The organism is Paenibacillus sp. S25 (assembly GCF_019454085.1).
Lineage (GTDB): Bacteria > Bacillota > Bacilli > Paenibacillales > Paenibacillaceae > Paenibacillus > Paenibacillus polymyxa_B.
The window spans coordinates 62,842-78,246 of the sequence record NZ_CP073683.1 but is presented as its reverse complement, the minus strand read 5'-3'; the positions used below and the strand labels follow the sequence as shown (position 1 = coordinate 78,246).

Here is a 15,405-nt window from a genome sequence, read left to right as displayed (position 1 = left end):
GAGTATTCTCTCCATCCGTTCTTATGAAAAAGAGGAACAAGACACGGGAAGCCCGGCTGATCCTCTATATTCATAATGTTATGTTATTCTACTGTACGGTTACGCATATGCGGGAAAAGCAGCACATCGCGAATGGAAGGCGCATCTGTCAGCAACATGACCAAACGATCGATGCCGATGCCCAGTCCGCCTGTTGGCGGCATACCGTATTCCAAGGCGCGGATAAAGTCATCATCCATTTCATGTGCCTCGTCGTTACCGTGCTCACGTTCCAGCAATTGTGCTTCAAAACGTTGGCGCTGATCGATTGGATCATTCAGCTCAGTGAACGCATTCGCATGCTCACGAGCGACTACGAACAGCTCGAAGCGATCCGTAAAGCGTGGATCTTGTTCGTTTTTCTTGGCCAACGGCGAGATTTCAACTGGATGTCCAGTAATAAAGGTCGGCTGAATGAGCGTTTCCTCTACGAACTGCTCAAAGAATGCATTCAGGATATGACCAAATGTCATATGCGGCTCAACCGGAACCTTATGCTCTTTCGCAAGGCGATGAGCTTCTTCATTACTCATCTGCACGCTAAAGTCTACGCCTGTTACTTCTTTTACAGCATCGACCATGGAAACTCTGCGCCATTGCGGCGTCAGATCCACTTCCTGGCCTTGATATTGAATGTGCTGTGTGCCCAGTACTTCCTGCGCAATATGTGCAACCATGTTTTCCGTCAATTGCATGATATCTTTATAATCAGCATACGCTTCATACAGCTCAATCATCGTAAACTCAGGGTTATGGCGGGTCGAAATACCTTCATTACGGTAAACACGCCCGATCTCATATACTTTCTCCATTCCGCCGACAATTAGTCGTTTCAAATGGAGTTCAATAGCAATACGCATATAGAGCTGCATGTCCAATGCATTATGGTGCGTAACAAATGGCTTCGCTGCCGCCCCGCCAGCAATGGAATGCAATGTTGGAGTTTCAACTTCCAAATAGCCGAGCGAATCGAGATAACGACGCATGGATTGAATAATGCGGGACCGTGTAATGAACGTTTTTTGTACTTCAGGGTTCATAACCAGATCGACATACCGCTGACGGTAACGCAATTCAACATCCTTCAGACCATGATATTTCTCCGGTAATGGATACAAGGATTTGGACAAGACCTCAATATCCAGCACTTTGATTGTCGTTTCGCCTGTTTTGGTCTTAAAAAGCACACCCTTAACACCAACAATATCGCCCAGATCCAAAATACCAAATGCTTTATATTTGGATTCGGGTACCGTGTCTTGACGAACATAAATTTGAATACGTCCACTCAGATCCTGTATATGAGCAAAGCTGGCTTTTCCCATAACACGTTTAGCCATAATACGGCCTGCTATGCTAACTTCAATATTCTTTTCTTCCAGTTCTTCCTTAGTCAAACTGTCATACTTGCTCAGTAGTACGCCCGCTTCAGCCGTGCGTATGTATTTGCGTCCAAAAGGATCAATGCCCAATGAGCGAAGCTCGTCCAATTTGGCACGACGAATTTGCAATAATTCACTTAATTCCTCGCGATTTTCTTGTGTTTCCTGGTTAGTAGTTTCATCCGACATGGTGCTAAATCAGCTCCTTCAATATGAATAGACGGGCCGGGGTCCGTCCGGGTGTAGAGAAAAAAAGCTTCCACAAGGAAGCTTTTACATTAAATTCCAAAGTCCGTGTCTTATTTCTTGATATCCACGATTTTATATTGAATAACGCCTGCTGGAACGGTGACATCCACAACAGTTCCCTTTTTCTTACCGAGAATTGCCTTGCCAACCGGACTTTCATTCGAAATCTTATTCTGTAGCGGGTCGGATTCGGCAGAGCCTACGATAGCATACTCTGTAATATCTCCGAATTCCAAATCTTCAACGGTTACAGTTGCGCCTACTCCCACAACATCGGTGTCAATTTCATCACTATTGATAATGCGGGCATTGCGTAGCATCTTTTCCAACGTAATTACACGGCCTTCAATAAAGGCCTGCTCATTCTTCGCATCCTCATATTCGGAGTTTTCACTAATATCTCCGTATCCGATGGCTACCTTAATCCGTTCAGCCACTTCGCGGCGTTTGACAGACTTTAAGTTCTCAAGCTCATCTTCGAGCTTTCTAAGACCTTCCTGTGTCAGAATGACTTCTTTATCGCTCATCTTAACCGATTCTCCTGTCATGGGAAAAGTTTAAAAGTGCATCGGAATGCACGCTTTCAAAACATAATATGCCACTCTGAGGGAATGAGAACATTTCCTGCTGTTGTCTTGAGAGCTGCACACAATTTGTAGCATACATCAAGATTTTATACTGAACGATTATAGGGCAAGCAATTGGAAAAGTCAATCGCGTGCGCAGGCCGGAACAGCTTCCTTATTGCGCAACAGCAGCAGGAGAAGCAGCGCTTGTAGAAGGCTCATCGTTTTCTACCATGTGCAATTGAGATACAAATTGCTCCAAAATATGTACCATATCATCGCGCTTTGTTTCTTCCATAATGACATCCTTAATACGTGCAGAACCTTTAAGCCCCTTGAGGTACCAAGCCAGATGCTTGCGCATTTCACGGACAGCTACCGCTTCACCCTTCAATGCAACCAGACGATCCATATGCAGAATGGCAATGCGGATTTTTTCTTCCGGTGCAGGATCGGGCAACAGCTCACCTGTTTGCAAGTACTCAATCGTACGGTAGAGCATCCATGGATTCCCCAGAGCACCGCGTCCGATCATAACGCCATCACAATTGGTCAAATCCAGCATACGGCGGGCATCTTCCGGTGATGCCACATCACCGTTTCCAATTACAGGAATGGAAACTGCTTCTTTAACTTCTTTTATAATATCCCAATTCGCATGTCCCGTATACAGTTGCTCCCGTGTACGGCCATGTACGCTGACGGCCTGACCTCCGGCACGTTCAACAGCGCGAGCGTTCTCTACGGCATAAATATGCTCGCTATCCCAACCAATACGCATTTTCACGGTAACCGGCTTGCTTACTGATTCCACTACCGCCGATACCATTTCATAAATCTTGTTTGGATCGAGCAGCCAACGAGCACCTGCATCACATTTGGTCACTTTGGGAACTGGGCAGCCCATATTGATATCAATAATATCTGCATTCGTTTCCTGATCTACGACCTTCGCTGCTTCCACCAAAGATTCGCGGTCTCCCCCGAAAATTTGCAAGCTAAGCGGCTTCTCACGCTCATCTACAAACAGCATCTCGCGCGTACGCTTGTTGCCGTGAATGATCGCCTTATCACTAACCATTTCTGCGCACACCAGACCTGTACCGAATTCCTTGGCGATCAGGCGAAAAGCAGGGTTACACACGCCTGCCATCGGAGCCAGAACGACTTGATTTTTCATTTCAATATCGCCGATTTTCAACATATCTGTTCACCCCTTTATTCTTTCTTTTGTATCGTCACTTATCGTCATTCGGTCAGTTCCCGGACTTCAATTTCTAGCGTTTGGGCGATGATGTTCAGCATGTCTGGGTCTACTGTACGATTGCCTCGCTCCACAGCACCTAATACAGTCAAAGATATACCAGTACGTTCTGCCAACTCCTGCTGTGTGAACCCTTTTAGCTTCCGAAAGGCGCGGAGTCGTTGCGCCAGCTGCATGTTTTCCAAAGCTGTATGCCGTCCTTTCCATCCACAGAATTCAATGCAGTATGCACGATACTGTACAGACCGGACGGATCTTGGTTCGGAACGATATCAGCCAAAGGAACCAGCACAAAAGCACGCTCCAACATACGAGGGTGGGGAAGCTCCAAATCCGGTGTAGCCAGTTGCGCCGCTTCCATCCATAACAAATCCAGATCAATGGTTCGTGGCCCATTAGGAATATGTCTTACTCTCCCCAGACGACTCTCCACCTCCAGCATATATACCAGAAGCTCCTCTGGAGCAAGTGTTGTAGATACGGCTACCGTCATGTTCAAAAAAGAAGGTTGATCCAGATACCCAACAGGCTCTGTTTCGTACAGGCTGGAGCACCGAAGCACCCGTATACCCGGATGTTCGTCCAGCACCGTAATGGCTTCATACAGGGTATGCTCGCGCTCCCCCAAATTAGCCCCTAAAGCAATATAAGCCTCTGATGCCTCAGAGGTCGAATGTGCATTCATGTATCGTTCCTACTTTCTTGCGCGATAAAGCTCAACCGTCACGCCCTGAAAATGAATATCAAACGGCGGATGCGGCTTTGTGACTTTGACAGTCAGTGCATTGACACTAGTATAAGTGTCCAGTAGGGAAGATGCAATACGTTCGCCCAAAGCTTCAATCAATTGGTAAGATTCCTTTTCTACAATATCTTTAACGGTGTAATGCACCTCGGCGTAATTAACCGTTTTGTCCAAAGCATCCTGCTCACCCGCTTCACGCAGATCAAGCTCCAGTTCCAAATCAATGTAGAAACGCTGTCCCAGCTTACGTTCCTCTGGAAAAACGCCATGATATCCGTAATACTCCATACGATGCAAAACCATTTTATCCATCGTGGGTAGACCCCCTGTTTTTTATTTCAATTTTTTATAATAAATTTCTCTCTAAAAATACAGTGACTTTATGGCGCGTTGTAGCGGAATGAAGGATTTGAATCCGAAGAAGCGGAGCATTCGCCTTTGCAACGGGATTCTAACAGTCATATGTTTACCAATTCAAAAGAATCCCGTTGCAACAGCGATCGTAGGATCAAATCATTCGTGGAGCGTCTACCAACCACCATAACTCAGTGCATTTTTAGACCCGTACACCATCGCATCACACATACGTACGGTGCGCTTGATTTGCGCAACATCGTGTACACGCACAATTTGGCACCCTTGAGCAATGCCAAAAGCAACAGTAGCCGCCGTACCCTCCACCACATCATTCACAGGCAAATCCAGTGCTGTACGAATAAATCTTTTGCGTGACGTAGCCAATAACAGCGGAAAGCCCAGCTGACTCAATGTATCGAGAGAAGTCATGGCATGAATATTTTCATCGTAATCCTTGGCAAAACCGATACCTGGGTCTAAAATGATCTGTTCCTCACGTACCCCCGCATCCAGCGCTAATCGGATACTTTCTTTTAAATCGGACAGCATATCAGAAACCAAATCACTATAGTTACGGTCATGACGATTATGCATCAAAATGACCGGGCAATCGAATTCCGAAGCTACACGCGCCATATCGGGGTCTGCCTTAAACCCCCACACATCATTAATGATATGTGCGCCAGCCTCAAGTGCCTGTCTGGCTACCTCGGCTTTGTAAGTATCTACAGATAACGGAATGTGCGGTGCGATACGATGGATGGCCTGGACGACCGGAATGACCCGAGCCAGTTCCTCTTCCACACCTACCGGATCATGACCCGGGCGAGTAGACTCCCCACCAATGTCAATGATATCGGCTCCATCTTCCACCAGCTTCAATGCATGTAAAACAGCAATCTCGGGACTATAATGTAATCCTCCATCGGAAAATGAATCTGGGGTCACATTCAGTATACCCATGATCTGTGTGGAATGTCCGAGCGTAAGCTCGGCATCTCCCATTCGGTAACTACGTTGATAAAGGGTCGGTATGTTCACTTGATCCCTGCTTTCTGTCTATAATCGTGCAACAGCAAAGCTGTTATGGACCTGGGCTGCGTCAAGGAAACCGATAAATGGTTCGCTGCTCCTCCCGGCTCCAACAACAAATCCACGGGCCGTATTTCTTGTATAGAGTTGGTCATAAAAATTTCATCAGCCTGTTTCAGCTCGTCCCAGCGGTACAGGCCTTGCTCACAAGGAATGTCTCGCAGATGCGCCAGCTCCAAAATGAACTCACGCGTAATGCCTGGCAGAATCCCTGTAGACAAGTCAGGGGTATACAACGTATTGTTCCGCACAAAGAACAGATTGCTGACCATTCCTTCTGCCAGAAAACCATCCGCCGTAAGCATCATTCCTTCAGCCTTATAACGGACAGCCTCGGCATACTGCTGAAGTTCCCGCTTTGCAAGAATATTATTCATATAATGGAGCGACTTTAAGCGAACCTCACCCTCTGGAGTGTTTCTGGGAGTTCGCAACAACTGAAGTGCCGATGGGGAAGTGGATTGACCGGTTTGTGTATTGGTAGAGGGCAACGTTTTAGCGAACAGAATATGATTAGGACGCGTATAGTCCCCCGTCGGCAATCCTAGCACCTCTTCGCCCGCTGATACAGTGTAACGGATATAGGCTTCATCCAGTCCATTCGCCACTATCAGATGTTGAATGTGTCTCGTAAGTTGCTCCTCATCCGGTTGAAAAGGAATGCCGAGCATTCGGCAACCTTCCTGCAGTCGATGCAGATGCCGATCCAGCAAGAATGGGACACCCTTGTAGGTGCGGAATGTTTCAAACAAACCCATTCCGTATAAAAAGCCGTGATCACTTACGTGAATCACGGCTTTTTCGGCTTCCGTGAGGACGCCATTGACTCCGATATATTTCATGAATCAGACGCCTACCTTGCGTTTTAGGAAATTGCGTAACAGTTGATGCCCATAATCCGTAATAATGGATTCTGGATGGAACTGGACTCCTTCTACGGCAAATTCTTTATGCCGCAAACCCATAATTTCGCCTTCTGCGGTTTCAGCGGTAATCTCTAGACATTCAGGCAGACTCTCGCGCTCCACCAGCAATGAGTGATACCGGGTTGCTGTGAACGGAGAAGGCAAACCTTCAAATACTGACGTATTGTGATGAAGAATCGGTGATGTTTTACCGTGCATGAGTCGTTCAGCCCGGATAACCTTACCGCCGAAAGCCTGTCCGATGGCCTGGTGGCCGAGGCAAACGCCAAAAATCGGAATGCGACCTTTAAAATGGCTGATCACATCCAGTGATATCCCTGCCTCATTCGGCGTGCAGGGGCCCGGCGAGATCAAAATATGCTCTGGTGCCAGCTCTTCTATGCCTTTCACATCAATCTCATCGTTCCGTTTTACGGTTACTTCTTCGCCAAGTTCACCCAAATATTGAACAAGATTGTACGTAAACGAATCATAATTATCAATCACCAAAATCATACGACTCACCCTCCTGTGATACCGCCTCTGCTCAAAGCGGCTTCTTCTTCACCACATTGTACCGCCTTCATGACAGCTCTAGCCTTGTTCCGACATTCCCGGTATTCCCTGTACGGCTCTGAATCGATGACGATCCCCGCACCTGTCTGTAAATAGGCAGTGCTGCCTTTAACAGCTAATGTTCTTATTATAATATTTAATTCCATATTGCCGTTATAGTCAATCCATCCAAGGGACCCTGTATAAGGCCCCCGACGAACGGGCTCTAATTCTTCAATAATTTCCATGGTGCGCACCTTGGGTGCCCCGGTAATGGTTCCGCCTGGAAAGGTAGCAGCAATTACATCTATAGCTGTACGACCTGGGGCTAATTTTCCCTCAACCTGAGAAACCAGGTGCATAACGTGCGAATAATATTCGACCGTCAGCAGTTCAGGCACATGCACCGATCCGTATTCGGCAATCCGTCCGATATCGTTACGCTCCAGATCGACGAGCATAATATGCTCGGCGCGTTCTTTTTCGCTTGATAGAAGCTCTGCTGCCATAGCGGCATCTTCATCCGGTGTTAGCCCTCTTCTTCTCGTACCTGCAATAGGTCGGGCGCTCACACGTCCATTCTCCAGCTTCACCAACAATTCCGGCGAGCCACTAACGATCCGTAAATCTGGCATACGCAGCATACCCATATAAGGGGAAGGATTCAGCAGACGAAGCCATTCATATATATTTTCAGGGGGGGCTGTAAGCGCACGTTGCTGACGAATCGACAAATTAACCTGGAATACATCCCCTTGGGCAATGTATTCCTGCACACGTTTCACGGCTTGTTCAAAATCCTGTTGGTTGAATGCCGCTGTCCAGCCTTCAGATTCAAGATGAGCAGCCTCTAACCCTTCTTCGGCGAGCCTAGCACAACGACGAGGGTACGCAGGATCAATCTCTCCTGCATTTATGATGTTATTCCACTGAGTCAGCATACGTTCTGCACGTTGGGCAGCTTCCGCGTAATACTCGCAAAGTATAGGATTCGGCCCATCCAGCATAGCATGATTGGTCAAATCGGTATTATTGCTGACTTTATCGGAATGCGCAGGAGCGGGCATATGAACAGCACAATATATGCAGGATTTCTCGTGATCATAAATCCATAGCTCATCCACCCGCATCCATACATAATCAGGTATGCCCGTATCGTCTGCAGCTTGAGATGGCAAACGCTCCAACGAGCGAGCTACATCGTAGCCAAGATAACCCGCAAATCCTCCAGAGAAAAAAGGCATGCCAGGTACACGCGGCGCACGGTAAGGAGCGATCCAGTTGCTCATGACTTTCAAAGGTTTACCATGCATTTCTCCATGTTTCCCGCTTTGCAAATCAGTCCAAACTGCATGTTCTCCCTCGCCCTCCAATATAGCAACCGGATTTAAGGCCAGATAGGTGTACCTCCCACCTTTAGCGCTCTCCAGCAAAAAGGCATATGGAGACGAATCCTCCCAAGCCTTTTGCCACGATGACGGTAGACCCCCCACGGGTAATGAGTACTCAGCAATATAAGGAAGTATGCTCCAGCCTTCCTCCTGCCAAACCTGCCACTGCGCCTCCGTCACTCTAGCTGTCGATTTCATCCGTGTGTGCTTCCCCTTCCCTACTTTTCAATAAGTCTATATTCTCTCCTTAAAAAGAAACCCCCACCCCCCTGCAACAGGGAAATGAGGGAATCCTTACGTATAGTATACACAATTACGACATAATTACAGCTCGAAATTGTATAGTGGTGTACTCAGGTAACGTTCTCCATTACTTGGAACAATGACAACGATCCGTTTACCCTTGCCCAATTGCTTAGCAAGTTTCAAAGCCGCATGAACAGCCGCGCCAGATGAAATACCGGACAAAATGCCCTCTTCCTTGGCCACTCTACGTGCTACCTCGAAAGCTTCATCGTTTTCTACATGAATAATTTCATCATAGATATCACGGTTTAAAATTTCAGGAATAAAGTTGGCACCCAGCCCTTGAATCTTGTGGGGTCCTGGCTTACCGCCTGCTAACAGCGGGGAAGAGGCAGGCTCTACAGCCACAACTTTAATATCAGGGAATTCTTTCTTAAGCACTTCTCCGGCACCAGAAATGGTTCCACCAGTACCTATTCCCGCTATAAAAGCGTCCAGAGTTCCGCCAATGGAACGAATGGCTTCCACAATCTCAGGACCGGTCGTTTCACGGTGAATTTTGATATTAGCTTTGTTTTTGAACTGCTCAGCAGCAAAATATTCCGGATTTTCACTCAGCAATTCTTCCATTTTCTTAACGGACCCGTTCATGCCTTCTGATCCTGGTGTTAACACAAGTTCGGCTCCATAGGCACGCAACAAATTACGACGCTCTATGCTCATCGTTTCTGGCATAACGATTACTGCCTTATAGCCCTTCGCAGCAGCAACCATAGCCAAGCCGATTCCTGTATTACCGCTAGTTGCTTCAATAATCGTACCGCCTGGCTTAAGCAAACCTTCACGTTCAGCTTCTTCTACCATGCTAATCGCAATACGATCTTTTACACTGGAGCCTGGGTTCTGATATTCCAGTTTCAAATAAATTTCGGCGCTATCTTCCGGTACGATCCGGTTGAGCCGAACGAGGGGAGTTTCCCCGATAAGTTCGGTGATGTTATTAACAACTTTAGCCATGATAATTCCTCCCTGACTGTAGATGATATATTAAAAATTGCGAAATCATATTGTAGATCAATCTTAGTCAATCACTTTAATTTTGTACCGTTCATTTAATTTCCGATAAAAATAGTGGGTTTTATACGCTAATCATAACAATCTTCAATTCCAATGTCAATACGAGTGAGTAAGCCGCGATGCTGGCAACCCGCGTTATCAGCATCGTGCTTCCTTCAAACCAATATTCTTTCACTACGTTACAAAGCAGCAGAGGATGCATCTTTTCCAGATAAAATACGCGCTCCATATTTATCACGTAGACTCTTCTCGACCTCTTCCAAAGGAGCGGCCTGTGCAAGCGCAAGAGATCGGCGAATTTGCTGCCGGATCTGCTGCTTATCCGGAGAACTCTTCAACCGGACATCCTGTACATAAATGACAGCATAGCCATCGTTAACAGAGATCGGACCTGCAACATCCCCGGAGCTTAGCTCTCTCGCCGCCTTCATGATCGCCTCCGGTTGCAATGGATCATATTCATCCACCCATCCCAACTGCCCGCTGCTATCCTTGCCAAAAGGCTTACCTGAGTACTCTTGAATCAGCACATCGAAGCTCTCCCCCTGCTTGACCCGATCTAGCAACGCTTCTGCTTCCTCCGCATTATCCACATAAAGAGCTGCCAATTGGATCTGCTTACCGAAGGCAAATTCCTCATGGTGCTGTTCCCAATACTCGTCAATCTCAGCTTCCTGAACTTGAATACCCTGCGTGGCTATTTTCTCCAAACCAATCCGGTATTCCGCTTCATTCCGCAAGTCAACCGGATCTAAGCCAAACTGTCGCTGCATTTCATCAAAGTAGGCATGATCTGAGTCATACCCTTTACTATCCTGCTCCAGCACCTGCTGTAAATCCTCTTGGGTGATCTTGATACCAAGACGCTTGGTTTCAGCCTGCACGGCTTTACGATTCAACATTTGCAGCAGCGTATTGGTTCCATATCGCTTTTTCAGTTCCGCTACCCACTGTTCCTCCGATATGCCTTCCTGACCCATCTCCGCCACAGTATGATCGCCGTCATCCTTGCTTACATCACCCGGCTTTGACAGCCCCCGAAGCATGATAAGACCACCCAAGGCGGCGACGCTAACGGTCAGAATAATGACAGCTGTCCATAATCCTTTTTCCCGTGTAGTCATCGCTTGCACCGCCCATCCGGTTAGGATTTGGCTTGATCTAACAGATTTTGCAATTCATCCTTATTAAACTGATAAGCCTCATTACAAAAGTGACATACGACCTCAGCCTGTCCTTCTTCCTCAATTAACTGCTCTAATTCGCTTTCTCCCAAACTGATCAATGTTTTTTCCACGCGCTCACGTGAACACTCACATTGAAAATGGATATCCAATTCATCGAGAATCCGAACGTCCGGCAGCATCCAGCGCAGCATTTCATCAAGTTCCAACCCTTGATCCAGCAAAGCAGTAACGGGTGGAATGGAGCTGACTGCATTTTCGATCGCAGTAATCTCATCATCATTCAAGCCTGGAAGCAACTGAATAATAAATCCACCAGACACAATAACCGAGTTATCAGTATCTACCAGCACACCCAAGCCCACCGCTGACGGGGTCTGTTCTGATTTGGCAAAATAATAGGTAAAGTCCTCACCCAGTTCACCGGAAATAATCGGAGTACTGCCGCGATACGGTTCTTTTAACCCCAAATCCTTGATGATATGAATGAACCCCTCTGTACCTACGGCACCCGCTACATCCAGTTTGCCCATACTATTGCTTGGCAAATGCACATGCGGTTCAGTAACATAACCTCGCACTTCTCCTACAGCATTGGCATCAACGATGATTTGCCCAATCGGTCCATCACCTTTAACTTGAATGGTCAATCGCTCTTTGCCTTTTAGCATAGAACCCATAATAGCACCTGCTGTGAGGGTTCGCCCCAAAGCAGCGGTAGCCGTTGGATACGTATCATGTCTTCTCCGCAATTCCTCTACCAATTGAGTTGTCCGAACAGCAAAAGCTCTAACCCTCCCATCCATGGCTGTTCCACGAATAAGTCGATCCTGCTTATTTTCCATATTGATATCCTCCCCTATTCACCAGGACAGCTATGCTGCTTATTTTCGTTAGTATTGCTCATCATTGAAGCATAATTTCCTACTATATAAACAACCTGCATCTACAGATCACGCGAATTGTTCAAAAACGTAACATATTTCAGTATAGACGAAAAACGCCGCTAATCCAAACCGATAAGATCATTCGGTTGGACTCAGCGGCAGCTTATATCCACTTTTTTATTCGGCGTTACGTTGGTAAATGATGCGTAATCCTTCGAGCGTCAACATCGGCAACACTTTCTGAATGCTCTCTGTCTCTGATGCGATTAGCTCTGCAAGACCTCCGGTAGCAATAACTGTAGGCTCCGCCTGCATTTCTTCCTTAATGCGCCGCACAATGCCATCCACTTGCCCAGCATAACCGAAGATAATCCCAGCTTGCATGGCATGAACCGTATTACGACCAATAACCTTTTTGGGTTTCTCCAACTCGATGCGGGGTAGCTTGGAAGCCCGTTGATACAGTGCCTCTGTCGAAATCCCGATACCCGGCACAATGACACCGCCCAAGTAGTTTCCCTTATCGTCAATACAATCAAACGTCGTCGCTGTCCCAAAATCCACCACAACCAGTGGCCCGCCGAACCGTTCGACTGCCGCAACAGCGTTCACGATCCGATCCGCGCCTACTTCACGTGGATTCTCATAACGCAGGTTAAGACCGGTCTTGATTCCCGGTCCGACGATTAACGGCGTTTTGCCTATGTATTTATCGCACATTTCTTCTAATACACGGACCAACGGCGGAACGACAGAGGAAATAATAACTCCCTGGATGTCTTCCTTTAATACGCCACCCATACTAAAAAGATTATGTATGAGTACGCCGTATTCATCTGCGGTTGCCTGTCTGGAGGTACTGATCCGGTAATGGTGCAACAGCTCCCGCCCTTCGTATATCCCCAGAACAATATTGGTATTACCTACATCCACTACAAGAATCAATGGGTGTCACCTATCTTTCTTTGCGTTAAGGTCAAGGCTGATATCTAGGTTATGAAAAGAGTAAGTCAGCCTGCCGACAGAAATCACATCTACGCCACTCTCAGCCATCTCACGCACTGTATCCAGCGATACATTGCCCGAGGCTTCTGTTTTGACATGTGGTGCCCGTTCCCGAATGAACCGAACGGCTTCCTTCATATCTGGGGCAGACATGTTATCCAGCATAATGATATCCGCCCCAGCTTCCAGGGCTTCCTGAACTTGTTTCATGTTTTCCGTCTCTACTTCAATCGTCATCGTATGCGGTATATTAGCGCGCGCTCGACTTACAGCCTGTTCAATCCCACCTGCACCCTTAATATGATTATCCTTAATCATAACAGCATCGTACAGGCCAAAGCGATGATTCGAGCCACCGCCTACACGCACAGCATACTTCTCCAGCAACCGATGTCCTGGTGTTGTTTTACGTGTATCCACCAAGCGAGTGGACAAACCATGCAATTGATCTATAAAAGCCCGAGTCCGCGTGGCAATGCCAGACATCCGTTGGAGCAAATTTAACGCCAGTCGTTCTCCAGTCAGAATTGCATGGGTACTCCCCGTCACTTCCGCCAAAACGCTTCCCTTTTCAATCCACTGTCCATCCGTCACCAGCGGAGTGAACGACAAGAAAGGGTCCACTACCTGAAATACAAGGGCAGCCACGGGTAAACCGGCAACCACGCCGCTCTCCTTGGCATGAATGACAGCCTTGGATTGGTGGCCCTGCTCAATCGTCCAGCGCGTGGTTACATCGCCAGAGCCCGTATCCTCTCGCAGCCAGCTGCGAATTTGTGCTGTCAGTTCTTCCTGATATCCACTAAACTCTCCATAAAGCTCGCTGTTAGATGTCATGAACGTACTCCTCCGTTATCCCTTGCTCACGTCTCTGCTGAACATGCTTTCGCCAGACGCTATCATCTGTCTCAGGAAAATCCTCGCGATAATGCGCTCCCCGGCTCTCCTCACGTAGCAGCGCACCATCTGTTACTAATAAAGCACAGGTGAGCAAATTGGCAAATTCGATCTCTTCCCGGCCGGCGATCACACCCTCAAAAATAGGCATTTGCCCTTGCAGCTCATCTAATGCTGCTTGCAACCCCTCGCCGTGCCGCCGAACTCCAGCATAACGAACCATTGCTTCTTGCAGCTTATGCCGCTGCTCCGCGACGGATGAAGCCGGGAACTCTGTACGGTTATCGCTATAAGATATCAACGTATGGCCGACCAGAGGTGGCAATGAATGCAGTCGCTCAATAATCCTGCTGGCGAATACAATAGCTTCAGATAACGAATTGCTTGCCAGACGATTAGCTCCATGAACACCTGTAGAAGAGGTCTCCCCGCAGGCGAACAAACGCGCAATGCAGCTTTCCCCGTGTAAATTGGTTTGAACACCACCCATCATATAATGAGCAGCAGGCGCAATGGGGATCCAGTCTGTCGTCATATCCAAACCAAATGACAGACATGTCCGATAAATGGTTGGAAAACGTTGCTTCACCCGCTCTGGCGGCTCGTGTGTAATATCCAGGTATACAAACGCAGCTTGGGTGCGTTCCATCTCATGAATGATAGCACGAGCTACGATATCTCTGGGTGCAAGCTCCTGCCGGGAATCATACTTGTCCATGAAGCGTTCTCCGTGAATATTGCGTAACACGGCTCCTTCTCCCCGTACAGCTTCAGAAATTAGAAACCTTGGAGCGCCCGGATGGCACAACGCCGTAGGATGAAACTGTATGAATTCCATATCCCGTACAATCGCCCCAGCACGATATGCCATAGCAATACCATCCCCGGTTGCAATATCCGGGTTGGTCGTATAACGGTATAATTGCCCGCTACCTCCTGAGCACAAAATCGTTGCATTAGCAGTTATATACGACCTTTCCCCACCTGGGTTTTGGACGAGTGCCCCAATACACTCACCATGCTCCGTCAGCAGATCAATTACCATGCACTCTTCCCACACTTCGATACCGGGATGGGCAGCAACCTGCTTTGACAACGCACGAACAATCTCATAACCCGTAGCATCTCCATTTGCATGCAAAATACGCCGATGACTATGTGCTCCTTCCCGTGTCAACGCTAGGTCACCCTCCACACGATCAAAAGCCGTCCCCAAACGTATTAACTCTTGAATACCAACTGGACCTTCATGGACAAGCGTACTGACCGCCTCACATTCACACAGACCTGCACCAGCAATCAGGGTATCTTCCATATGATAAGCTGGTGTATCCTCGTCCGATGTGACAGCAGCGATGCCGCCTTGAGCATAACGCGTGTTGCTTTCCATTAAAGCCTTCTTGGTAATCAGCAACACTTTCCGATTCTCCGCAGCCTTAATCGCCGTATATAAGCCCGCAATGCCCGAGCCGATAATTAACACATCGGCCTCCAATCGGGTCAATTCCGCTACATCAAAATCAACTAGATATCTTGGAATCATGCCTTCACCTGATTTCACAGA

General features: G+C 47.5%; 16 protein-coding genes. All 16 read right to left on the bottom strand.

The genetic code is table 11. From position 1 onward, the window contains the following. Positions 1-83 precede the first annotated feature (83 nt). The 16 genes from lysS to nadB all read right to left on the bottom strand — a co-directional run bounded on the left by lysS (position 84) and on the right by nadB (position 15,384). Entirely contained in the window at positions 84-1,610 is a 1,527-nt protein-coding gene (lysS, locus tag KAI37_RS00365; protein ID WP_029514639.1) for a lysine--tRNA ligase, read from the bottom strand. 110 nt (positions 1,611-1,720) lie between these two features. Next, positions 1,721-2,197: a transcription elongation factor GreA gene (gene greA / locus KAI37_RS00360; protein WP_013308160.1), complete on the bottom strand. Its 477-nt coding sequence runs from the start codon at positions 2,195-2,197 to the stop codon at positions 1,721-1,723. A 214-nt stretch (positions 2,198-2,411) separates the two neighbouring features. Then, complete coding sequence (gene dusB, locus KAI37_RS00355; protein WP_071639026.1) at positions 2,412-3,440, bottom strand: tRNA dihydrouridine synthase DusB; 1,029 nt, start codon at positions 3,438-3,440, stop codon at positions 2,412-2,414. 44 nt (positions 3,441-3,484) lie between these two features. Continuing rightward, positions 3,485-3,685, bottom strand: coding sequence for a helix-turn-helix domain-containing protein (locus tag KAI37_RS00350; protein ID WP_025719314.1), 201 nt, complete (start codon positions 3,683-3,685; stop codon positions 3,485-3,487). Further along, positions 3,637-4,185: a 2-amino-4-hydroxy-6-hydroxymethyldihydropteridine diphosphokinase gene (gene folK / locus KAI37_RS00345; protein ID WP_076294556.1), complete on the bottom strand. Its 549-nt coding sequence runs from the start codon at positions 4,183-4,185 to the stop codon at positions 3,637-3,639. Before folK ends, KAI37_RS00350 begins: the two co-directional genes overlap by 49 nt. Positions 4,186-4,194: 9 nt before the next feature. Then, the gene (gene folB / locus KAI37_RS00340) at positions 4,195-4,557 is read right to left on the bottom strand and encodes a dihydroneopterin aldolase (protein ID WP_023986457.1); all 363 of its coding nucleotides are present in this window, start codon (positions 4,555-4,557) and stop codon (positions 4,195-4,197) included. Positions 4,558-4,773: 216 nt separating this feature from the next. Further along, positions 4,774-5,643 (bottom strand): dihydropteroate synthase, encoded by an 870-nt coding sequence (folP, locus tag KAI37_RS00335; RefSeq protein WP_071639023.1) that lies wholly within the window; start codon positions 5,641-5,643, stop codon positions 4,774-4,776. After that, positions 5,640-6,536, bottom strand: a complete 897-nt coding sequence (locus KAI37_RS00330) for an aminotransferase class IV (RefSeq protein ID WP_220030534.1) — start codon at positions 6,534-6,536, stop codon at positions 5,640-5,642. The genes folP and KAI37_RS00330 overlap by 4 nt, the downstream gene beginning before the upstream one ends. Before the next feature lie 3 nt (positions 6,537-6,539). Further along, complete coding sequence (gene pabA / locus KAI37_RS00325; protein ID WP_013308153.1) at positions 6,540-7,115, bottom strand: aminodeoxychorismate/anthranilate synthase component II; 576 nt, start codon at positions 7,113-7,115, stop codon at positions 6,540-6,542. A gap of 5 nt (positions 7,116-7,120) precedes the next feature. Beyond that, entirely contained in the window at positions 7,121-8,743 is a 1,623-nt protein-coding gene (locus KAI37_RS00320; RefSeq protein ID WP_071639021.1) for an anthranilate synthase component I family protein, read from the bottom strand. 126 nt (positions 8,744-8,869) lie between these two features. Further along, the gene (cysK, locus tag KAI37_RS00315; protein WP_028542507.1) at positions 8,870-9,808 is read right to left on the bottom strand and encodes a cysteine synthase A; all 939 of its coding nucleotides are present in this window, start codon (positions 9,806-9,808) and stop codon (positions 8,870-8,872) included. 239 nt (positions 9,809-10,047) lie between these two features. Then, positions 10,048-10,992 (bottom strand): peptidyl-prolyl cis-trans isomerase, encoded by a 945-nt coding sequence (locus KAI37_RS00310; protein WP_220030533.1) that lies wholly within the window; start codon positions 10,990-10,992, stop codon positions 10,048-10,050. 20 nt (positions 10,993-11,012) lie between these two features. Further along, the gene (gene hslO / locus KAI37_RS00305; RefSeq protein ID WP_220030532.1) at positions 11,013-11,897 is read right to left on the bottom strand and encodes an Hsp33 family molecular chaperone HslO; all 885 of its coding nucleotides are present in this window, start codon (positions 11,895-11,897) and stop codon (positions 11,013-11,015) included. 219 nt (positions 11,898-12,116) lie between these two features. Continuing rightward, positions 12,117-12,884, bottom strand: a complete 768-nt coding sequence (locus KAI37_RS00300) for a type III pantothenate kinase (RefSeq protein WP_025718328.1) — start codon at positions 12,882-12,884, stop codon at positions 12,117-12,119. 6 nt (positions 12,885-12,890) lie between these two features. Beyond that, positions 12,891-13,781 (bottom strand): carboxylating nicotinate-nucleotide diphosphorylase, encoded by an 891-nt coding sequence (gene nadC / locus KAI37_RS00295; protein WP_025718329.1) that lies wholly within the window; start codon positions 13,779-13,781, stop codon positions 12,891-12,893. Next, positions 13,771-15,384, bottom strand: coding sequence for an L-aspartate oxidase (gene nadB / locus KAI37_RS00290; RefSeq protein ID WP_220030531.1), 1,614 nt, complete (start codon positions 15,382-15,384; stop codon positions 13,771-13,773). Before nadB ends, nadC begins: the two co-directional genes overlap by 11 nt. Between the last annotated feature and the right edge of the window lie 21 nt (positions 15,385-15,405).